Genomic DNA, 21,448 nt, shown 5'->3' with positions numbered 1-21,448 from the left:
AGGCTTTGATCAGAGAGTTGATCGCGGCTTCGTAGAATATCGGCGAGCTTTGCGTCAGCCACCGTAGTGGAGCGGATCATGGCCCTGAACGCAGCGACCAGAGCGGCTATCTCCCTTTCCAAAGTCCAAGGCGTGTGGCTCCTACTGATCGCGGCCGTTGGACTCTCCACAGGGCTGATCTGCACCCTGCTCCAAGATCCAATTGTTGCCCGGCTTGCGTGGACGATCGCCACGTTGCCGATTCTTGGCGCGCTGTTGCGGCAGGTTTTTCGATCCTTGCGCCGCGGCGATTTCGGCCTGGATATCGTGGCAGCACTGTCGATGGCATTCGCTCTTGCATTCGGCGAGCCTCTGGCCGCCAATGTCGTCGCGCTGATGTATGCCGGCGGTCAGATGCTGGAAGGATACGCATCGCGACGCGCAGCCCGTGAGATGACCGCGCTGATGGGCAGGGTGGCCCAGACTGCATTCAGATACGATAAGGGCGGCCTACAGGAGGTACCGATCACCGAAATCAAGGCCGGCGACCGCCTTATGGTGCGTCAAGGCGAGGTCATACCTGTCGACGGAATCGTCGTCACAAATCAAGCTCTCCTCGACGAGTCCGCTTTGACCGGGGAGGCCATCCCTCGCAAACACGGTGTTAATGACGAAGTTCTGAGCGGCAGCACCTCACTTGCAGGCGTCTTCGATATGAGAGCCATTCGCCCGGCATCCGAAAGCACCTACGCTGCCGTCATTCGTCTCGTCAAAGCCGCGCAGGAAAGCAAAGCGCCGATGGCTCGTCTTGCAGACCGTTACGGGCTGATGTTCCTCGTGGTGACTGTGTCTCTCGCTCTGGCCGCGTGGTTCGTCTCCAGTGATCCGCGCCGTGCGCTTGCCGTTCTCGTCATAGCCACGCCTTGCCCGCTGATCCTTGCTGTACCCGTCGCTATCATGTCGGGCATTTCCCGCTGCGCTGCCGTTGGATGCCTCGTGAAGGACGGAGGAGTGCTGGAGGCTCTGAGCCGCGTGCGCGTCGCCGTCCTGGACAAGACGGGCACACTCACCCATGGCATGGCGACCATTGTCGCGATCAAGTGCGCCGAGTGGATTGGTGAGGACGAGTTGCTTCGTCTCGCCGCATCCCTCGATCAAGCATCCGGCCACGTCATGGCCGCGGCGCTCATTTCCGCCGCGCGCGAACGCGGCCTGAACCTGGCGCTGCCCGCCGATGTCAGCGAGTTCCCTGGAGAAGGGATCGAAGGAACTGTCGATCAGCGTCACGTGGTCGTCGGCGGCAGCCGATTTGTGGAACGCCGCGTCTTGAAGGGCAGTCCGCGCGCCTTTCTTTCTGGACGCAGCGCGGGCGAGGCAGTGGTGGCGGTTGCGGTCGATAGCGTGGCGGCGGGGCTGATCGTTATGGCCGACCCGGTGCGACCGGAAGCAATTGGCGTGCTTCGAAGGCTACGTGATGCGGGGATCGCCAGAATAATTCTGGCCTCGGGGGACCGGTTGGAGGTAGCGAGGGGCGTCGGTGAAGCACTCGGCATCGAAGAGGTTCTCGGCGAGCAGAGTCCCGCTTCAAAGGTCGACTGCGTTAACTCTGCTCGACACTTCGGTCCGGTGATGATGGTAGGCGACGGCATTAATGATGCCCCGGCACTTGCCGCCGCCGACGTGGGTGTCGCGTTGGGGGCGCGAGGAGCGGCGGCATCGTCGGAGGCGGCCGGCGTGGTTTTGCTCGTGGACCGTCTCGATCCGCTGGCCATCGCACTGACAGCTGCCAGCAGAACGATCGTCATCGCCCGCCAAAGCGTTATTGTGGGTCTCGGCCTTTCAATGGCCGGGATGGTCGCCGCCGCCTGCGGATTTCTCTTGCCGGTGCAGGGTGCGTTGCTGCAGGAGGTGATCGACGTCGCCGTTATCCTCAATGCCCTGCGAGCACTGCGACCGGTAGGATCGGAGAGCAAATCCGGCCATGGCGTTCCGATTCTTCCATAATTGACGCGGATCAACGCAGAGGGCGCCCTCGGCGCGCATGCTACTCCTCCTAAGAAAGAGGCTCGCAATGATCATCACTGAAATGAAATGGAAGGAGTGCGTTGATTTCCTCTCCAGCCAGCGGCTTGCCAGATTGGCATGCGCGAAAGACAATTGGGCATATATAGTCCCCATACACTACGCGTTTGTTGGAAACTGGTTTTACGGGTTCTCCTTGCCTGGCCAGAAGGTTGAGTGGATGCGGGACAACCCGCATGTCTGCATCGAGGTCGACGAGTTGCGGGAGCACCGCTGCTGGGTGAGTGTCGTGTCGCGAGGCACGTACCAGGAGCTGCCGGACACCGAAGAGTGGCACGACGAGCGCATGCATGCTGGGCGGCCCTGGAACGCCACAACGACTGGTGGGAGCCGGGGGGATCAAAGCCGGAATCCAGGGAAATCAAAAGTGCGCCCACTGCAGTGTTCTTTCGGGTGGTCGTGCAGGAACTGACCGGAAGAAAAGCTCTCGTGGCGTGACCGTTGGCTGGACGTGAGCTACCGTCGACGCTTGTCTGATTGATCCTGATCAATGTCGCTCCGGTGAATTTCCGCAAGTTGCTCGAAGACTTTAAAAAAAGGATCAGACCATGCTCAGAGCCAAACGCGACCGTCTCGGAGGAGAACCGGGCAAGGCGATTCCCTCGCTTGGTGAGATCGAGGGGCGTCTGATGATCCTCGAACTCGTCGCAGTCACAGCGCTCACGCGTCTCCTTCGCCTCCACGATCCGAAAGAGCGGTCGGCTCTGATGGAGGCCGTTCGACATGCCATCGACCGCAAGTGCCAGGATGCCAAGCTGTGTAGTTCCGATATTTCCTCGGCGGAGAAATACGCGGAGGAATTGCTGAGGAGTGCGCAGGAACAGGCCGACGATATCGATATCGTGCGCGAGTCTCCGCGGCGTTAGAATAGAAACGCCCGGCTGTGCACCCCAAGACATCATGACAACGCCGATGACCTGACACTCCTGAACGCGGCGCTCTCGGTGCTCGCCAACGGGGCGCATCGATCATTGGGACATGAGCAAAAGCCTCGTGCCCAAGCAGAGTTGATACCGATCAAAGATGACTTCGCGAGGTTTGTTAAAGTATGTCGAGTGAGGAACTCAAGGAGTCAGGTCATGGAAAACCTCGCATTGAGACAAAGCATTCTGGACGAACTTGAATTCGAGCCGAGCATCGATGCCGCCGAGATCGGAGTCGCAGTCGACAACGGCGTTGTCACTCTTACCGGCCATGTGAGCACATACGCCGAAAAAGAGGCCGCCGAGCGAGTCGTGCGGCGAGTGAAAGGTGTGCGCGCCATTGCTCAGGAAATCGAAGTTCGGATTTTCGGCCCGAAGGAGACAGATGACGACGATATCGCACGCCGGGCACTGAGCATCATCGACTGGCACGTGGCAATACCCAAAGACGCAGTTCAGCTTCGCGTATCGAAGGGCTGGATCACTCTGATCGGCAAGGTCGAATGGCAGTATCAGAGGCATGCGGCCGGCGATGCTGTTAGGGATCTCGCCGGCGTTATAGGCGTCTCGAACCTTATCGAGATTGAACCGGGTATCAGCGTGGCCGACGTTAAGAAGCGTATCGAAAACGCGTTTGAACGGGGCGCTGAGATTGACGCACAAGCTATCCGCGTCGATGTTGATATTGCGGACGGCAAAGTGACATTGAAAGGCAAAGTGAAGACCTGGTCCGAGCGACAGGCGGCCGAGCGAGCAGTATGGTCTGCGCCCGGCGTTGTCACGCTCGATGACCAGCTTTCGGTGGGCTGAACGTCCCTCTCATCCAACTGCGGCGACCCCACGGCCGCCGCGCCGGAACAAGCGGAAGAACGCTCGCTGCCGTTCACCGGAATTGCCGCGTCAATCGACTGCAACACTTCTCCCGCGCCGCTTGGTCATTGTCATCATTCCTGGCGGGAGCATCACCGTTGACGTTTGAGCGGAAGATCGATTTGTCGCGAGCGTTCGAAGCACAAAGTCGTCGGTCAAGACAAGCCCTTTGATGGCTCATGTAACCCAAGGCCTAGTGGCAGAGGAGAGCCGGCATATCGAGGCTGCTAAATAAGGATCGCGTTACGCCTCCCAGGATCAGCTCACGCAACCGCGAATGTCCAAAGCCTCCGGCGATCAGCAGGTCTGCTTTACTTTCAGCGGCGACGACTTGAATTGTGCCGGCTGCGGAATGCTCACGAGAACCTGTAGCGACGATCTCGACAGCAAGACCGGCGTCGCGAAGTGTTGCCGCGAAGCTACTGCGAAGATCGGCATCGATCTCCTTGTCGTCCGTGACCGAGATCAGCACAGCCTTGGAAGCCTTGTCCAAAAACAGCCGGGCTCCTGTCAGCGCCCGCGCCATAGTTGCGCTGCCGTCCCGTGCAATTGCGACCGTATCGATTCGTCCGCCATCAGTATCCGCTGGTAGTAAGAGTAGCGGTCTCCCGCTTTCGAACAGCACGCGCTGGACGGCGGAACTGGCTGTTGGAGAAGTTTCCATGACCGAGAGGTCGTAAATTCGCGAGACCTCCGCAATTCTGTCGTCGACGAGAGCCTCAGGCGCGTCCAGCGATGATATCGTCACGGCTACATCGGCCTTGCCGGCGTAGTCGCGTACAGTCTCGCTGAGCTCCGAAGCGCGATATCGGCTGGAGCGCTCGGCGTCGGCCCTCATTTTTTCAACATCGACGATCGACGGAAATGGCGGGAATACTGTCGGGATCTTCGCCTGAAACGCATTGACGTGGAGCCAAGCCTTCTGGTGCCGCGCAAAATCAACCGCGTTCCGGATCAGTGTAAAAGAGCTCGCATCCGGGTAGGTAAGCAAGGGCAGATGAAAGTGAGCTTTCATGACGTATTCTCCTCATCTTGGCTGTGTGCCGGATTGGTTGTAGACACCATGCTGCCTTCATCGACTTGCGGTCGTCTGAGCTGGTCTGGGACGCACCGGGTGCCTCTCGGTGCGCATTGCCGTTAGTGGGCAAGGAACAGGGGGACTTGGACGTCCTTGAGCATGGATCGTGTCACGCCTCCGAACAAACGTTGCTGGAGCCGCGGGTGATTGTATGCGCCCATGACAATCATGTCGGCGTCGACGTCCATGGCATGCTGACGCAAGACCTCATCGACCCGTCGGCCGCCGCTGGTGATGCAGTCGACATCGACCTTCACTCCGTGACGCGAAAGAAAGGTAGCGACATCGGCGCCGGGCTCTTCGCCGTTGGCGGAGCGTGAGGCCACCGGATCGACCAGCGTCACATGCACTTTGCCGGCTGACTGCAGAAACTCCATCGATTGGCGGGCAGCCCGCGCGGCCTCGTCGCTCGAATCCCATGCGAGCAGGATGGCCTTCGGAGCAAGCCCAGCGTTTATGCGTTTAGGATTGATGAGCATCGGAGCCGGTGACTGAAACAGTGCTCCGTTGACAACCCGCATCTGAAGTTCTTCGTCGCGGGCAGCCTGCGGGCCGACAAGGACGAGATCCGCATAAAGCGCGCGTTCGGCGATATCTTCATCCGCGAAAGCGAACTCAGCGTAGACCTCCTGCACATCAAATGATGTCTCGCTTCGGCCGAGTATTGCCCTCAGTTCTTCCGCTTTCTTGGCGAGCGCGTCGATCTTCCGCTGCCGTTCTTCGATCCAGACGGTCGACACGGCTGCCTCGTACGCGCCCAAGGTCGCCGGCATGCCCATGGATACCAAGAGCGCGGTGAGATGGGCACCGTGCGTTTCACAAAAGTCAATGGCGCCTTTCAAATCTTCATGGAAGTGATTGACGCCAAGGACGCTCAGAATGGTTTTGATGGTCATGGTTTTCGCCTTTCCTGTTGCAGATCGGCGCAGTTTAGGTCGCGTCGAGACGCTCCTCATTGATCTTCCGCAAATGCGGCGCGGCTGCTTCCCGCAGCCCGACCATCTCTGACGTGGGCAGCTGGAAACAGAGCATGAAGTGCCAGGGAACATCACCCTATCAATCCAGAGGGACCGAATGGGCGATGCCCTGATGGATGCAACAAATGCGATGGGGGCAGATTTGATTTAACGCAAATCGCAAAAATCCTTCTGGGCCTAGCCTGAAACCTAACGCCGTCAACGCAGGCGGGCGGAAGTGAGTGCTGCTGATGTCGAACAGCTCTCAAAACTAGAAGGAGAGATCAGATGACGCCCTCGAAATTTTCGCATGTGGCCATCCTCACGGCAATCGTCGCTGCCGGCGCGGCGACCGTCGCGGTTGGCCAGACGACCGGACAAGCTCAAGGCCAAGCGCAGCAATCTCCCCAACCAGGCATGACGCCCGGATATCCAATGAGCGGCACGCCGATGATGCCAGGAAGCGGCGCCGGCGGAATGCCAATGATGTACGGGCAAATGATGGCGGATGGCCGAATGCCCGGCATGCCGATGATGGGAGGCTACATGATGAAAGTGATGTTCGCGGTCGCGGATGTCGATGGAGACGGAGTGCTCTCGTTCGACGAGGTGGTAACCATTCACAAACGGATTTTCGACAGGGCAGATGCCAACAAGGATGGCAAAGTCACGCCCGAAGAAATGCAGACGTTCATGCGGGAGTGATAGTGGGTGGGGTGCCCGACGCTGAAAGAAAGAGAGGAAAACCGCGCACCTCTTCTTGGTGGGGATTTGCCTTGGCGGCACGTCCTGATGCGTGAGGCCTGGTGTCGCGAGAGGGCGATCCCAGAGGGCGTTGGTAGCTGCTCGCTATGACGATCGGAAAAAGCAAATGAACTGGCCCGGCGATGAAGCTCCCTACTGGAGTCAGGACGCTTCCACTCTCGCCGTGAGGCTCGGCTCGGGGCCGACAGGTTTGTCTTCAGTGCATGCCGCAGCGCGGCTTAGGCAGTTTGGCACCAACAGTGTCAAGGATTCCGCCGAACTGGGTGCGATCCGCCTGTTCATTCGTCAGTTCGAGAGCCCGCTCGTCCTCATCCTGGTTTTCGCAGCTATGATCTCGCTGGTGCTCCGGCAATGGGTGGACGCCGCCATCATCCTTGCGATCGTCCTCGGCAGTTCGATCCTCAGCTTCTTTCAGGAATACCGGGCATCCACGGCGGTCGAAGAGCTGAAGAAGCGCTTGGCGTTGACGTGCCGGGTGGTGCGGAATGGCATCGAGCAGTTAGTGGCCGCCAGCACGATCGTACCCGGCGATCTCATCCTCCTCTCGGCAGGCAATCTGATCCCGGCTGACGGGCTCGTTATCGAGGCGCAGGACTTCCTTGTCAGCCAGGCGAGCATGACGGGAGAGTCGTTTCCAGTCGAAAAGCGGGTCGGGATCGCTCGTCCGGAAGCACCTATCACCGAACGCACCAATGCCGTCTTTCTCGGATCGTCGGTGCGCAGCGGTACGGCGAAGGTCCTCGCCGTAAAGACCGGTAAACAAACTCAATTCGCCGCTATCGCGGAACGGCTAAAAGACCGCGAGCCCGAGACCGACTTCTCGCGTGGCGTCCGACAGTTTGGCTATCTGCTCATCCGCGTGATGATTGTCATCGTTTTTTTTGTGCTCACAGTGAATCTGCTGCTCGGCCGTCCGGGGATCGAATCCGTGCTGTTCGCCGTTGCACTTGCGGTGGGTCTGTCGCCGGAGCTCTTGCCGGCGATCATCAGCGTCACCCTATCTGCTGGTGCGCGGACGATGAGCAAGCGTGGTGTCATCGTCCGTCAACTTGATGCCATCGAAAATCTTGGCAGCATGGACATCCTGTGCACCGACAAAACTGGCACACTGACCGAGGGCACTATCGTGCTCAGCGATGTGTTGGCCGCCGGAGGCCAGCCGTCGCAAGAGGTGCGGCTGCTTGCCTTTCTAAATGCGGCATTCGAGACTGGCATCCAGAACCCGCTCGATGCCGCGATCCTGGCGGCGGGAAAAAGCGCCGACCTGACCACCGGCGACTTCACGAAGATCGACGAGATCCCATACGACTTCATGCGCCGCCGGCTCACCATCGTCGTTGCGGAAACCAGGGCAGCGTCGCAGCACCTCGTCGTCACCAAAGGTGCATTCTCGAACGTGCTGGACGTCTGTTCAACGCTCGATCGGGATGGAGTCAACGTACCGCTGGACGCTGACCGGCGCGCCGAGCTCGAGGTAATCTTCAAGGCCAAAGGCGATCAAGGCTTTCGCATTCTCGCGGTCGCGTCACGAAAGATCGCTGCAAAGGCGGACTATGACCGCAACGATGAACGGGAGATGACCTTTCGCGGCTTTCTCGCCTTCTACGACCCACCGAAGTCAGACGCAGCACGGACGATCCACAATCTGGCCCGTCTCGGTATCCGCATCAAGGTGATCAGCGGCGACAATCGTTACGTAACCACACATCTGGCGGAGGCCGTCGGGCTCGACTCAAAATCGATAATCACTGGCGAGGAACTCGCGACACTGAAGGACGAAGCGCTGTGGCATCTGGCACCACACACCGATCTTTTCGTCGAAGTCGATCCTCAGCAGAAGGAGCGGATCGTGCGCGCCCTGCAACGGACGGGGCACTCGGTTGGTTATCTCGGCGACGGCATCAACGACGCGCCTGCGCTGCATGCGGCTGACGTCGGGATCTCGGTCCAGGAGGCTGTGGATGTTGCCCGGGAAAGCGCCGATATCATCCTCCTCAGCCGCGACCTGGACGTGCTGCGCTCGGGCGTGGAAGACGGCAGGCGAACCTTTGCAAACACTCTCAAATACATCTCGATCACGACTAGCGCAAATTTCGGCAATATGGTGAGCATGGCATTGGCGACGCCGCTCCTTCCGTTCCTGCCGCTTGCCGCCAAGCAAATACTGCTCAACAACTTTCTGTCCGACGTACCGTCGATCGCGATCTCCAGCGATAATGTTGACGAAGACCGAGTTCTGTGTCCGCAGCGGTGGAATGTCAGTGACATCCAAAAATTCATGATCGTCTTTGGGTTGATCAGTTCCGTCTTTGATCTGCTGACCTTCGCTATCCTGCTCTTCGTGTTCCAAGCCGGCGAAGCAATCTTTCAGACGTCATGGTTTATGATTTCGCTGCTAACAGAGCTCGCGGTCGTGCTCGTTCTGCGAACGCGCAAACCTGCGTTTAGAAGCAGAGCCAGCTCCCTGTTGTTGTGGTCAACCCTCATAGTGGCCGCCGCGACTTTCGCCATTCCGTTTCTCAGTGGCTTGAGTTCAATGTTTGGCTTTGTGCCGCTCTCGGCGATCCAGCTAGGGACCATCGTCGCCATCGTTCTTGGTTACATCGCCGCTACCGAAGTGACAAAAGCGTGGTTCTTCACTCAGGACAGGAGAGGTCCAGCCCCGAGGGTACCAACACTTGGAGATGTACGGACGTTTGAAGAAATCGGCGAGTGATGGACTTTGAATGCTGCGATGCACTGGCGCTGTTCGGAGGTCTGGACTTGCGTCGGGTCCGTGCTGTTGAGACTAGAGCGCCGGAAGCCATTGAATAGATGCGGCACGATGACTCGGCGGCAATTCCGACGATAAATCGAAGCGGAATTTGATAAGCTTTGACCATGTTGGACGCCGCCTAACTTTTAGAAATTTGACACGAGTTCCATAAATCAACGATATGCCACACGAGGGAAATCGCCTGGCCGATGGTTCGACTCCCTTCAAGAGCAACAAACTGCCGCATGTTACGGTCTTCGATCCTATCATTAGTCCACATCACCAAAGAAAAAGCTATCGCTGTGCAACGGCGAAACTTCTGGACGCGGCGACACCGAATGTAGACTTTCCTTCACACAGGGTGGTGACGCCGTAAGCGGCTGTTTCGTGGAAGCGGTGCCTTGCCCTGTGAGAATTCGAAAGGGGAGGCAGCATATGGCTGAGCAATTCGTCGGCAAATCGTCCGAATTCAAGGATGGCGAGCGGCAGATCATCCGGATCGGCGATGACGAAATCGGCGTGTTCAGACACGAGGGCGAGTTCTTCGCCTACAGCAATTATTGCGTCCACCAGGGCGGACCCGCCTGCGAGGGGCTGATCATCGCGCGGGTGGAGGAGCGGCTGCGGCCCGACAAGACCTCGATGGGATTGTTCTTCTCCGAAAAGGACATGAGCTTCGCCTGTCCCTGGCACGGCTATGAATACGACATGCGCACCGGCCAGCACATCGCTGACCGGCGGGTTCGCCTGCGCAAATATCCCGTGCTGCAGAAAGGGGAGGACATCTATGTCGTTGTCTGAAGCCGCGACATCCGAATTGTCAACCGAAGAGCCGTCCGCGACCGAGAAAGTCGACTTCGTAAAGGCGGTCTTCCGGGGTATCGAACCGGGCACGGAAGCGGCCCGCATCGTCGAGCGCAAGAAGAACGGCGAATCTGAGCCGCAGGTCGAAGTCCTTCGCCGTATTCCGGCGCAGTCGGCGCCTGAGGCTCCCATCTCCAACGAGACGTCCGCGCATATGTTGGCATTGGCGGCCGAGATCGAGAAGGTTGTCGATGCCGGCAACGTCGACCTCATCGAACACCGGGCGCAGCAGGCGCTGATGAGCGCGCTTTGCCGCCTCTACGCGGCAAATGACGAAAGGGGCAACCATTTCGACGTGCTTGGCGAGCGGACCACCGTGACGGCGACCGACGCGATGGTCCTCTGCGGGGCACTGCTAAAGGCCGTGGACCTGCAGGTGTTCGAACTCGCTCTCTGGCAGAGCTGGAGCTCCCGCTAGTAGCCGAACCGACCTCAACAATTTCGAAGGAAGTGGACTGTCATGGACCTTATTTCTGACCGTGGTCGCCGGGTTCCCGTCGAGGACCTCAATACGACAAGGCTGCTTGACCATGCCGCCAAGCAGGCGCGCGACCGCAAGTACGAAGATGTGCTGATCGTCGATTGCGACGCGCATCACTACGAGAACGAAAACCTCTCTGAGATCATTCCCTTCATGGAGAATGAGGTTTTCAAGCAACTCTCGCTGTCGAGTCGCACCAAGGGACGCGGCCATATCTCGCCGGTTGGCTATGGCTGGCAGGACATGGGTGGGCGCGTGACACGCTATCCTATGCGCTCCTCCGAGAAGACTTCCGTCGAGAAGGGTCCAAAGCGGGATGTCGAGCTGGGCTTCCGCTGGATGGATGCGATGGGCGTCGACTATTCCTGTCTTTTCCCAACGGGCATGCTCAATATCGGTCTGCATCCGCAAAAGGAGATGGAGTTCGAGCTGTCCTGGGCCTATGCGCGCTGGGTGACAGAGAAAGTCGTGCCGGAATCGCAAGGCCGGATGTACACGATGCTCGGTCTGCCTTTCAGTGATCCGGAAGGCTGTCTGCGCATGGTTGAGACTTTCGGTGACCGTAAGGGCGTCGGTGGTTTCATGGTCACTTCCGTCCGCGAGAAGATGGCGGTCTACGACAATGCCTATATGAAGCTCTACCGGGCCCTGGAAGAGCGCGGCCTGGCGCTTGCCTTCCATTCGGGTCCGAACTGGAATTCTTCCACCTTCCAGAGCTGCAACCGTTTCATCTCCGCGCATGCGTTGGGCTTCAGCTGGTTTAGCATTCTGCACTGCACCAACTGGGTCGTGAACGGCATGGGCGAGCGCTTTCCCAAGCTACCGGTCCTCTGGATTGAGTCCGGGCTCGCCTGGATCCCCTTCCTGATGCAGAAGCTCGATCACGAATACATGCTGCGGCCGTCGGAATGTCCGCTCCTGAAGAAGAAGCCGTCGGACTACATGCGCGACATGTTCTATTCGACGCAGCCGATGGAAATCCAGGACATGCAGGCTCTGGAGACGACATTCCGGATGATGAATGCCGAAACGCAGCTCATGTATGCCTCCGATTATCCGCATTGGGATTTCGACCTGCCATCGACGATCTGGGACCTGCCGTTCTTAAGCGAGAAGGCCAAACACAATATCATCGGTGGAACGGCGGCACGGCTCTTCAAGCTGCCGCCGCGCAACGAGGCGCAGAAGCAGAACCTGATCAAGTACGGCAATTATGCCGGCGCGCCCGTGGCGCCATCGGCTCGTGAGCCGGCGGCGGTCTGAACCTTTCATTCGACGGATTGCGCAGGATCGCCTGGCGGAAGGCCGGAGCGGAGCTGGAGGAGTATAGCATGGCGGATATCGTTTTCCCGGCCGAGCGGGCGCTGTTTTATGGCGGCGGATGGCATGCGCCCGTCAACGGAAGGATGGTGCACAGCACGAGCCCGGCAACCGGCGAAGATCTCGGCCCGGTCCCGGAAGCCACCCTGGAAGATGCCGAACTGGCGATTGCCGCGGCGCAGAAGGGTTTTGCCGAATGGCGCAGGGTCTTGCCGCTCGAGCGCGGCAAGATCATGAAGGAAGCAGCGGCGGTGATCCGGCGTCACGGAGCGGAACTGACTCTGCTCGATGCGGTCGATGGCGGCAATCCGATGACGCCGATGGTCAAGGATGCGGTCTCGGCGGTGCAGCGCTTCGAATACTTCGCGGGCCTCGTGACGGAGATGAAGGGGGCTTCGATCCCCGTCGGTCCGGATGCCATCAATTTCTCGGTACGCGAGCCGCTCGGCATTGTCGCCCGCATCACGGCCTTCAACCATCCCTTCCAGTTCTGCGCGAGCAAGATCGCCTCGGCGCTTGCAGCCGGTAATGCCGTCATCCTGAAACCGTCGGAGCAGGCGCCGCTCTCCGGACTTCGCCTTGCCGAGCTGATAGGGCCGCTGTTTCCGGCGGGCACGCTCAACGTGCTGACTGGCAGCCGCGAAATCGGCAGCGTGCTGTCGTCGCATCCGGCGATCGCCGCGGTCTCTCTCGTCGGCAGCGTTCCGACCGGGCGGGCGGTCATGCGCTCGGCGGCCGACACGCTGAAGAAAGTGGCGCTGGAGCTCGGTGGCAAGAATGCCCTGATCGCCTTTCCGGATGCCGATCCGGACCGGGTGGCGGCCGCAGCGGTCGGCGGCATGAACTATGCCTGGTGCGGCCAGTCCTGTGGCTCCATGAGCCGACTTTTCCTGCACGACGCCATTCATGACGAGGTGGTGGAGCGGATCGGCAGGCATATCGCCCGCTACAGGCCCGGCCTGCCGACTGACCCGGCAACGACCATGGGCTCGCTCATCAGCCGCGCCCATTATGAGAGGGTCCTCGGCTATATCGAGGCCGGCAGGCAGGAAGGCGCGCGCATCGTCTATGGCGGCGGGTCGCCGAAGGACGAGAAGCTTGCCAAGGGCTGTTTCATCGAGCCGACGGTCTTCGTCGACGTCAAGCAATCGATGCGGATCGCCAGCGAGGAAATCTTCGGGCCGGTCCAGTCGGTCATCCGCTGGTCCGATGAGGAGGCGATGCTGAAGGACGTCAATTCCGTCGAATATGGGCTCACGTCGTCCATCTACACCAACGATCTCGAAAAGGCGCACAGGACGGCGGCAGTGGTCCAGGCCGGCTACATCTGGGTGAACGGCACGAGCAAGCATGTGCTCGGCGCGCCTTTCGGCGGCTACAAGCAATCGGGCCTCGGACGCGAGGAATGTCTCGAGGAGCTTCTCGCCGCCACGCAGGAGAAGAACATCAACATCAATTTCTCCGGCGCGCGGGCGCAGACTGCCTGACGGCTGCCGGCAACCGTCGCGCTCATTTCGACGGATAAGGAACAGGCCGGGGAGTTGTCCGGCCGCGGCCGGGTTGAGGAGCCTGTCCGGGTTTGGAGGAATTGGCTGCGCGGGCAGCCATGCGGCGGGTTACCGCCGGGCGAGAGGAGCCAAAAGGGAGGAACTCAATGGGCATTCTATCGAAAGGCATGGCGGCCGGTGCCGCCCTTCTGATCGGGAGCTGGGCAGGTGCTGCAATGGCGCAATCCGGACCCGATTATTTCAAAGGCAAGACCGTCAACTACATTATCGCCACCGAGCCGGGCGGCGGTTACGATACCTATGGCCGGCTGGTCTGCGAGTTCATGCAGAAGCATCTGCCGGGGTCGACCTTCGTCGTCCGCAACATGCCGGGCGCCGGCAATCTGCTCGGCGCAAACTACATCGCCGCTTCGAAGCCGGACGGGCTGACCTTTGGCAGCTTCAACACAGGCCTCGTCTACAGCCAACTCACCGGGAACGAGGGCGTCAAGTTCGACCTCACCAAGATGTCGTGGATCGGCAAGGCCGCCTCGGACCCGCGCGTCGTCGTCGTTTCGGCCAATACGAACATCAAGACGTTCAAGGAACTGCAGGATCTCAAGACGAGGCTCAAATTCTCCGCCTCGGGGGTTGGCAGCGCTTCGGAGGTCAACACGACGATGCTCGTCAGCGCGCTGAAGCTACCTATCGACGTCATCAGCGGCTACAGCGGCAACGACGACCAGCTTGCGATCATGCGTGGCGAGGTGCAGGGGGTAATCAGTTCGCGCTCGAGCTTCGAGCCTTTCGTCAAGGAAGGCAAAGGGCGCTTCCTGGCGCAGATCGGCGGATCGGACACGGATGTCCCGCAGCTCTCGACGCTGGTCGATAACGAGGAGGCGAAGAAGGCGATCGCCCTCGTCGAATCGCAGGGCGACATCTCCCGCCTGACGGTCGGCCCGGCCGGAATTCCAGACGATATCCTGAAGACGTTGCGGGATGCTTATGCGGAAGCGACTCCGATCCGGAGTTCGTCGAGAAGGCCGAGAAGCTCGGCCTGCCGCTCGACCCGCTCGTCGGCGACAAGGTTGCCGCTGCGGTCAAGGAGGCTCTCGACCAGTCGCCGGAAATGGTCGCCTTCCTGAAGCAGGCGCTGAAGAAGGACTGACCAGATCTGTCATCGGGGCGGCCGGAAGAAGCCGGCCGCCCCGTTTTTTCCCAAGGAGCGGAGCGAATGACGATACAGGAAAAGGTCGAGGCGAAGGCTGCGACCGTGGAGAAGGCGGAAGACCAGGCACCGCTCGGATGGCAATCCGATGTGATCGCCGATCTGATCAAGCAGTACGGCTTTCCCTTCATCACGCTCAATCCAGGGGCCAGCTATCGCGGCCTGCACGACTCGCTGGTCAATCACAATGGCAACGAGCCGGAGATGCTGGTTTGCCAACATGAGAAGATCGCCGTCGAAATCGCTCATGGCTATGCCAAGGCGACCGGTCAGCCGCTTGCCGTTATCGTCCACAACGTTGTCGGGCTGCTTCACGCCACGCTCGGCGTCTATACGGCCTATACCGACAGGGCGCCCGTCTTCCTGATCGGCGCGACCGGCCCGATGGATGAAGGCAAACGCCGTCCGCGCGTCGACTGGGCGCATACGGCCAACGTCCAGGGCAACCAGGTCCGCGACTACGTGAAATGGGACTACCAGCCGGGTGGCATCGACGGCGTCGTCGACAGCTTCGCTCGCGCCTATTCGATCATGATGACCGAGCCGCGCGGCCCGATCTATATGTGCTACGACGCCGCGTTGCAGGAAGCGCCGCTGGAGTCGCCGGTTATCCTGCCATCGCCGGAATCGGCGAAGACGCCGAGCCGCATAGCGCCGGACCCGAAGGCATTGGAAGAGGCAGCGGAGCGTCTCGTTTCGGCCGAATGGCCGGTGCTGCTGCCGCAATATATCGGCTGCGATCCGAACGGTTTTTCCAACACCGTCGCGCTCGCGGAGGCGCTGGGCGCCCCTGTGGTCGACACGCAGTGGCGGCTGAACTTTCCGACCGAACATCCGCTCGACATGCGCATGAGCAAGGACATCTTCAAGCAGGCCGATCTGATCACGCTGCTTGACTGCCGTGATTGGGAGCGGCCGACGCATGTCAACGACCGCATCAACCGCACCCTGAAGCCGCTTTTCCCGAAGGGCTGCGACTGGCTGGACATCGGCTTTGCCGACATCGAGATTTCCAAATGGGCCGCCGATTACCAGCGCTATCCCGACTGCGCGCAACGGCTGCTTGCCGATCCGGCGCTCGCCATGCCGACGCTGACCTCGATGATCACGGATCGCGCGAAAGACGATGCGAAATTGGCCAGCCGCATCGCCGAACGGGCGCGCGCCGTCGGCGCGATGCACGACGCCCAGCGGGCCAAGTGGCGCGAGGAGGCGCATGAGAATTGGGACGCGAGCCCGATCACCCTGCCGCGTCTTGCTTCCGAGGTCTGGGACAAGATCAGGTACGAGGACTGGGTGCTGACCACGAACCCGTTCGAGGACTGGGCGCCGAAGCTCTGGGATTTCGACAGGCATTATCGCTGGGCGGGCAGGGGGCTCGGTCCCGGCACGCAGATCGGCATTTCGCTCGGCATCGCGCTTGCCCATCGCGGCACCGGCCGCCTCGTCGTCAACTGCCAGACGGATGGCGACTTGCTCTTCGATGTCGGCGCGCTGTGGTTTGCCGCCAAGCACAAGGTGCCGTTCCTCTGCGTCATGCACAACAACCGCGCCTACTACAACGACTGGGAACACCAGGTGACCGTCGCCGAGCAGCGTGGCACGCCAGTCAACCGCGCGCATATCGGCATGGATCTGTTCGATCCGGCACCGGATTTCGCTACGCTCGCCCGCGGCTGCGGCTGGTATGCGGAAGGGCCGATCGAGGATCCGGCAGATATCGGCGCAGCGCTGGAGCGGGCGATCGCCAAGGTGAAGAGCGGCGTTCCCGCTCTCGTCGACACAATCACTCAATTTACAGGCTGAGCGAAGATAGGCTGCATCTCGGCACTTGACGCTTGTCAAGAAAGGCATATGCGTTAGAGATAACCTGTATGCCCGCCGCCTGACTTTGGATACGAAACCAAGACCGGTCCTTCGAACACGACGGGAATTGATGTCGTCGCGCTTTGGGAGGAGGGCGGTATAAACTTTCGGCAGCTAACCTACTTCCGCAAGGTCGTCGACCTAGGCAACATGACTGCGGCGGCCGAGATGCTGAACGTCGCGCAGCCAGCACTCGGGTCGCAGATTCGTCAGCTCGAAGGCGAACTCGGCGTTGAGCTTTTGGTGCGGCATTCACGCGGCATCACGCCGACACCGGCGGGGGAACTCCTCTATAGTCACGCGCAGCATATTCTCGACGACGTCGATCAGGCGGCAAGGGAAGTCCGTGCGCTGAAAGCGGCCAAACGGATCGAGCTTCGATTGGGCGTGAGCCGCACCATGGCGCTGCTGCTCGGTCACGACCTTCTGACTGACGCGCGGCGGACGATGCCGGACGTCACGGTCCGCGTCGTCGAGGAACGAGCTCCAGCCCTGCTGCATGCGCTGGAGGAGGGTCAGCTTGATGTCGCATTCCTCAACAATGTCGGCGAATGGCTAGGCCTCGAACGCAAGGCGGTACTGGAGGAAGATCTACTCTTCGTGACCGCACAGGCGCAGGAAGAGCAGGAGGAAAGCATCGGCTTCGCCGAGGCCCTGCAATATGACCTTGTGATCGGCAGCGAACGCGGCATTCTCCGGCATATTGTCGAAAGCGAGGCCAGGCGACTGGGGCTCGACATTCGCATCGCTCAGGAGGTCCATTCCCTCGCGTCGATCAAGGCGGTGGTATCGGCCGGAACGGCGGCGATGATCGTGCCCTACAGCCTGATTGCCAACGAAATCCGTGCGGGGACTCTAGGGGCCCGGCGAATAGTCAGGCCCGCGCTTACCCGCACCCTCTTTATGGTCCGTCCGCATGCACATGTGCCAGTTCTGGACGACGAGCGTGTCGTTCGACATATCGAAAAGCTGACGAATGCCTATCTAAGCATCGTCAGCCCGTGGGCACGCTTAATATAGATCCTCCTAGCCATCCGGATCGACGGCCCGCCACAGCCAGTGTTTCCTGGCACCAATCCTCACCACCACTCATCCGGATGCCTACGTCGCTGCGGCTCGGTATTAGTCAGATGGGCCCAGCGCGCGTTAATCGGCAGCGGTTGTCAGCGCCAGTCACCCGTTTCAAACCGAGTTGGTGGCCGAACCGCTAAAACAAGAAGGCGGCTGGCTGTCCGTCCCTCAAGGACCGGGCGGGCTCAGTTAACTGCGACTTCGTGGCACGGAACAGTATCCCGAAGTAGCCGCCCAACCGAGTCCGGCGCACAGCTATAGAGATGGGCGCGGAGTAGCGTGACGACTTACCGCTCTTCAGCTGGACGCCGCCTGTCCGGATCCCTTCCCATCTGCGAGTAGGGTGGGACACGCAAGTAAGATTGCCCGCCAGCTCTCGAAGGCGAGAACGAATCGCGAGGCGGATAACGTCCTATCGCGAGCAGTCCATGCGCATTGCAGGCAGATGAAGCATGCGGGCTCGGCGAGAGTGGGCGAAAAAAGCCCCGCCGGAGCGGGGCAGCGGGGCCATAGAGATCGCGATAGGGGCACGCGATCGACATGTTTAAGTAAACGGAATCTCATTCCCGCTTATTCGGGGACTATCGTCACGTTGTTGTGCTTCAATCGGCGTCGGCATCAGCTATGAAATTATTGCTCCTCGAAGCAAACTGCTGATCATACCGACGGTATTTCCGATTTCTTTTGAACCTGACGCTGGCCAGGGATGCTGCTTCAAAGAAGTATAGCCGTATCATAGTTGTTTGTACCCTTCCGCGATCACGCCACTAACGACGGGAATCCCATGAGTTACCACGGGGTCGTCGGTTCGATTCCGTTCACATCAGGTTTTTTGTCAATGGCTCATTCAGTTGACATCGATTTCTCCTTGGTCGGCGGATCCACGGTCTGAGCCACGAGGACGGTGCGTTCATATGTACGGCCTGTGAGGGCGGTGCATGACCGCTGGCCTCGATGAGATCCGCGAAACGAGGAGCTGAATCACATCCACGCACTTTGGAGTGCACTGAGGTTGGCGGCTTCGCTCGTTCGGAATTTCGTCCCATGGCTTCATCGTTTGCTGTTGCACCTTGCATCTGTCGGCCGACGCCGGTCAGATCAGTTATAAGTCCTGATATTCTTCAGGTTGCCGCTACATTTGGGGATAGTTCCGGAGGATTGTAGAATCCGCCCTTATTCAGGAGGGCCCAGATGATCCGAGCCATTTTATTGGCCAACGCGACAGCGGCCACCTTGAATGGACGTCTGGCAAGTAGCGCCTTTAGCCAAGGTCGTGCCTTTTCATCGTTCCGGGCAATCCGCATAACGGCTGTCGCTCCGAGGACCAGGAGAACACGGAGTTCGGGATTCCCCATTTTCGAGATTCTACCCAATCGCTCTTTGCCTCCGCTGGAATGAGGCCTGGGGGTCAGTCCCACCCAAGCGGCGAAGTGCCGCCCGGACTTAAACCCGCCGGGATCCGGAACCAAGGCTTTGATCGTCGCAGCGGTTATGGCACCAACCCCGGGGATCGTTGTCAGTCGACGTATGCTCTCATCGCGCTTCGATTCCGTAACGATGGTACGTTCGAGTTCGTCGATCTGATCGGCCAAGGTGCCGATCTGGTCGGCAATAGCCGTGAGGGCGAAGCGTGCCGCCGCGGGTAGTCGAGTATCTTTATCTTTCCGAACGATGGCCACCAGCGCTGCAATGTTGGGAAGACCGCCAGCCGCGATGATACCCAGTTCAGCCAGATGTGCACGCAAGGCGTTGACCGACTGCGTTCTCTGCTGCACCAGAAGAGCACGTGTTTTCAGCACCATCGCGTCCGCTTCTGGTCGGCGGTCTTGATGGGTACGAAGCGCATGGTCTTGCGGATCACCGCCTCGCTGATGGCTTCCGCATCGGCAGCGTCCGTCTTGCCGCGCTTGACGAAAGGCTTGACGTAGGCCGGCGGAATGAGGCGCACCTTGTGGCCGAAGTTCGCGATCTCTCGCGCCCAATAGTGCGCCCCACCACAAGCTTCCATGCCGACTAGGCAGGGAGGAATTTTCTCGAAGAAGCGCAGCACTTCATTGCGACGCAATTTTCGATTGAACAAGGGGGAGCCTTCGATATCGGCACCGTGAACCTGGAAAACGTGTTTGGCCAAGGCCAGCCCGATGGTGCTAACATGTTTCATGGAACGGTCCCTCCTTTGTGACGTTCGAGCAACGGCCACGTTTTAGCACTTGATGCTGTCGGAGCGGGCCGTTCCACCTCATCACATCCGGTTGCCGCTTCCGCGACAGCACCAATTTCCCACTTTCGCGGGCACGGGCTCAGGAGGACGGGACCAAACTCAAGATCGGCGGTTGAAGCCAAAAGGAATCCCGGTCCGCCCACCTGGATCCGTCAGGGCTGATCAGGCCCTGAGGATTACAATTGTGTTCGCAGCCGTTTTGCGTTTCAGGCACCTTTCATAATTGCTCCTTCAATAACGACGCCAGAACTTACGTATCTCCAGAGGGCAACGAGCAACTTGCGGGCCAAAGCCACAATCATCGGCTTTTTCAGACGGCCGCCGTTGCGAGCGATACGCTGCTTAAACCAGCAGGTCAGTGCCGAACTCGGTTGATGGCGGAGCCATAGCCAGGCAAGCTCGACCATTGTCGCTCGCAATCGCGGATTGCCCGCTTTCGAGACCCCTTGCTCACGATTGACATTGCCGCTCTGCCAGGGGGAGGGGGCAAGCCCAGCGTAAGATGCGATTTGCCGTCGATTCTCGAAGTGTCGGAACAGGCCTTCCGTGTAGAGTATCGTGGCGAACTCTGGACCAATTCCTCTGATCCCCAAAAGCGCCGTTGCTCCTGCCGGCGTTTCCGGCGTCTCCCGCACGATCAATGCATCTCGCTCTGCTTCTACGGCCTTGATTTGTGTGAGTATCAATTCGAGGCGATCAAGCTCTCTGCTGACTTCCGCCTTTAGGTGTTTTGATAGCGGACGGCCATCTCCGGTTCGAAGCTCGTCCAGACGCTGGCGACGATCTCGATTTACAGGCTCGTACTCTCGTATTCCTTGCGTGAAGAGAAGCCCCTTTATGCGATTGACGTGGAAGACACGTTCGGCAACCAGGGTCTTTCGCTCCCGTCCGATCCGACGATTGTCGTCCTCCTCGGGTGTGAGAAGTTTGACCATTGAGCAGGCACGCGGCTCGCCACGTTTCCACGCCATCAAAGCGCGGATCAGCGTTTCACCGTCAATCCGATCCGTCTTTGCCCGGCGATGGCGGCGGGGCATGGCAATGGATGCAGCCTCCACAATATGGCTCTCAATCCAAGCTTCTTTGCTGAGCACTCGCCCCAACCAGAAGCCATCAAGCCCGGCCTCCTGGATGATCACCAGCGGATAAAGCCGGTTCTTGCGCCGCTGTGCTTTCTGACGAAGGACGGCGAAACACGAGAACAAGCCGGCGATATCGCCGCCGGTGACGGTGTGGCGAGACATCTTTTCGCTGCCAGGCGACAGAGCTGTGACGAGCCATGTCGATTTGCTCAATTCCAACGAAACGAAAATTGCTCCAAGATCGATAGGGGTAGCGGTCTGTGCTTGAGTTTGATCTGCTGCGATCGGCATGGTTGGCCTCCAGAGAGTTTTCTAGATGGTGTAACGGGCGGAGCCCAGCCAGCCGAGTTTGAAGGCTTGGTGGTCGTCCCTCACAATGATGGTGTCGCGGAGTAGGGATTGACCTGCTCCATAACATCA

The 21,448-nt window shown here is 59.7% G+C and carries 17 protein-coding genes and 1 pseudogene; 14 read left to right on the top strand and 4 right to left on the bottom strand.

Annotated features, from left to right (window positions below):
- Positions 1–78 precede the first annotated feature (78 nt).
- The 4 genes from HGP14_RS32155 to HGP14_RS32140 all read left to right on the top strand — a co-directional run bounded on the left by HGP14_RS32155 (position 79) and on the right by HGP14_RS32140 (position 3,794).
- Positions 79–1,983 carry a heavy metal translocating P-type ATPase gene (locus HGP14_RS32155; RefSeq protein ID WP_168833871.1) on the top strand — a complete coding sequence of 635 codons (1,905 nt, stop codon included), beginning with the start codon at positions 79–81 and terminating at the stop codon, positions 1,981–1,983.
- A 37-nt stretch (positions 1,984–2,020) separates the two neighbouring features.
- On the top strand, positions 2,021–2,473 hold the full coding sequence (locus tag HGP14_RS32150) for a pyridoxamine 5'-phosphate oxidase family protein (RefSeq protein ID WP_312862239.1): 453 nt from the start codon (positions 2,021–2,023) through the stop codon (positions 2,471–2,473).
- Between the two features lie 136 nt (positions 2,474–2,609).
- Positions 2,610–2,927 (top strand): hypothetical protein, encoded by a 318-nt coding sequence (locus tag HGP14_RS32145; RefSeq protein ID WP_168833870.1) that lies wholly within the window; start codon positions 2,610–2,612, stop codon positions 2,925–2,927.
- 213 nt (positions 2,928–3,140) lie between these two features.
- A complete protein-coding gene (locus tag HGP14_RS32140; RefSeq protein WP_168833898.1) occupies positions 3,141–3,794 on the top strand; it encodes a BON domain-containing protein in 654 nt (217 codons plus the stop codon).
- Positions 3,795–4,047: 253 nt separating this feature from the next.
- Here the strand turns inward: HGP14_RS32140 and HGP14_RS32135 are convergent, their stop codons facing one another.
- Together HGP14_RS32135 and HGP14_RS32130 are read right to left on the bottom strand one after the other, a co-directional pair.
- Positions 4,048–4,869 (bottom strand): universal stress protein, encoded by an 822-nt coding sequence (locus HGP14_RS32135; protein WP_168833869.1) that lies wholly within the window; start codon positions 4,867–4,869, stop codon positions 4,048–4,050.
- Between the two features lie 122 nt (positions 4,870–4,991).
- On the bottom strand, positions 4,992–5,828 hold the full coding sequence (locus HGP14_RS32130; protein WP_168833868.1) for a universal stress protein: 837 nt from the start codon (positions 5,826–5,828) through the stop codon (positions 4,992–4,994).
- A 348-nt stretch (positions 5,829–6,176) separates the two neighbouring features.
- Here HGP14_RS32130 and HGP14_RS32125 point away from each other — a divergent pair, with 348 nt between their 5' ends.
- The 10 genes from HGP14_RS32125 to HGP14_RS36895 all read left to right on the top strand — a co-directional run bounded on the left by HGP14_RS32125 (position 6,177) and on the right by HGP14_RS36895 (position 18,353).
- Complete coding sequence (locus HGP14_RS32125; RefSeq protein ID WP_168833867.1) at positions 6,177–6,593, top strand: EF-hand domain-containing protein; 417 nt, start codon at positions 6,177–6,179, stop codon at positions 6,591–6,593.
- Between the two features lie 166 nt (positions 6,594–6,759).
- On the top strand, positions 6,760–9,369 hold the full coding sequence (gene mgtA / locus HGP14_RS32120) for a magnesium-translocating P-type ATPase (protein ID WP_168833866.1): 2,610 nt from the start codon (positions 6,760–6,762) through the stop codon (positions 9,367–9,369).
- Between the two features lie 474 nt (positions 9,370–9,843).
- Complete coding sequence (locus tag HGP14_RS32115) at positions 9,844–10,209, top strand: Rieske (2Fe-2S) protein (RefSeq protein WP_168833865.1); 366 nt, start codon at positions 9,844–9,846, stop codon at positions 10,207–10,209.
- Complete coding sequence (locus HGP14_RS32110; RefSeq protein WP_168833864.1) at positions 10,196–10,690, top strand: hypothetical protein; 495 nt, start codon at positions 10,196–10,198, stop codon at positions 10,688–10,690. Before HGP14_RS32115 ends, HGP14_RS32110 begins: the two co-directional genes overlap by 14 nt.
- A 42-nt stretch (positions 10,691–10,732) precedes the next feature.
- Positions 10,733–12,016 (top strand): amidohydrolase family protein, encoded by a 1,284-nt coding sequence (locus HGP14_RS32105; RefSeq protein WP_168833863.1) that lies wholly within the window; start codon positions 10,733–10,735, stop codon positions 12,014–12,016.
- Between the two features lie 68 nt (positions 12,017–12,084).
- On the top strand, positions 12,085–13,560 hold the full coding sequence (locus HGP14_RS32100) for an aldehyde dehydrogenase family protein (RefSeq protein ID WP_168833862.1): 1,476 nt from the start codon (positions 12,085–12,087) through the stop codon (positions 13,558–13,560).
- Positions 13,561–13,727: 167 nt separating this feature from the next.
- Positions 13,728–14,705, top strand: coding sequence for a tripartite tricarboxylate transporter substrate binding protein (locus tag HGP14_RS32095; RefSeq protein ID WP_168833861.1), 978 nt, complete (start codon positions 13,728–13,730; stop codon positions 14,703–14,705).
- Between the two features lie 89 nt (positions 14,706–14,794).
- Positions 14,795–16,594, top strand: coding sequence for a thiamine pyrophosphate-binding protein (locus tag HGP14_RS32090; protein ID WP_168833860.1), 1,800 nt, complete (start codon positions 14,795–14,797; stop codon positions 16,592–16,594).
- Positions 16,595–16,720: 126 nt separating this feature from the next.
- Positions 16,721–17,674 (top strand): LysR substrate-binding domain-containing protein, encoded by a 954-nt coding sequence (locus tag HGP14_RS32085; RefSeq protein WP_312862240.1) that lies wholly within the window; start codon positions 16,721–16,723, stop codon positions 17,672–17,674.
- A 352-nt stretch (positions 17,675–18,026) separates the two neighbouring features.
- Positions 18,027–18,353 (top strand): DUF6074 family protein, encoded by a 327-nt coding sequence (locus HGP14_RS36895; protein WP_409527118.1) that lies wholly within the window; start codon positions 18,027–18,029, stop codon positions 18,351–18,353.
- A 493-nt stretch (positions 18,354–18,846) separates the two neighbouring features.
- On the opposite strand, the pseudogene HGP14_RS32080 reads toward HGP14_RS36895, so the two are convergent.
- Both HGP14_RS32080 and HGP14_RS32075 read right to left on the bottom strand, forming a co-directional pair.
- Positions 18,847–19,886: pseudogene (locus HGP14_RS32080) on the bottom strand (IS110 family transposase).
- Between the two features lie 266 nt (positions 19,887–20,152).
- The gene (locus tag HGP14_RS32075) at positions 20,153–21,319 is read right to left on the bottom strand and encodes an IS110 family transposase (RefSeq protein WP_168833858.1); all 1,167 of its coding nucleotides are present in this window, start codon (positions 21,317–21,319) and stop codon (positions 20,153–20,155) included.
- Between the last annotated feature and the right edge of the window lie 129 nt (positions 21,320–21,448).

Origin of the sequence: Rhizobium sp. P32RR-XVIII (genome assembly GCF_012641395.1) — a bacterium.
Taxonomy (GTDB): Bacteria; Pseudomonadota; Alphaproteobacteria; order Rhizobiales; family Rhizobiaceae; genus Rhizobium.
This window is presented reverse-complemented; position numbering and strand designations above follow the sequence as displayed.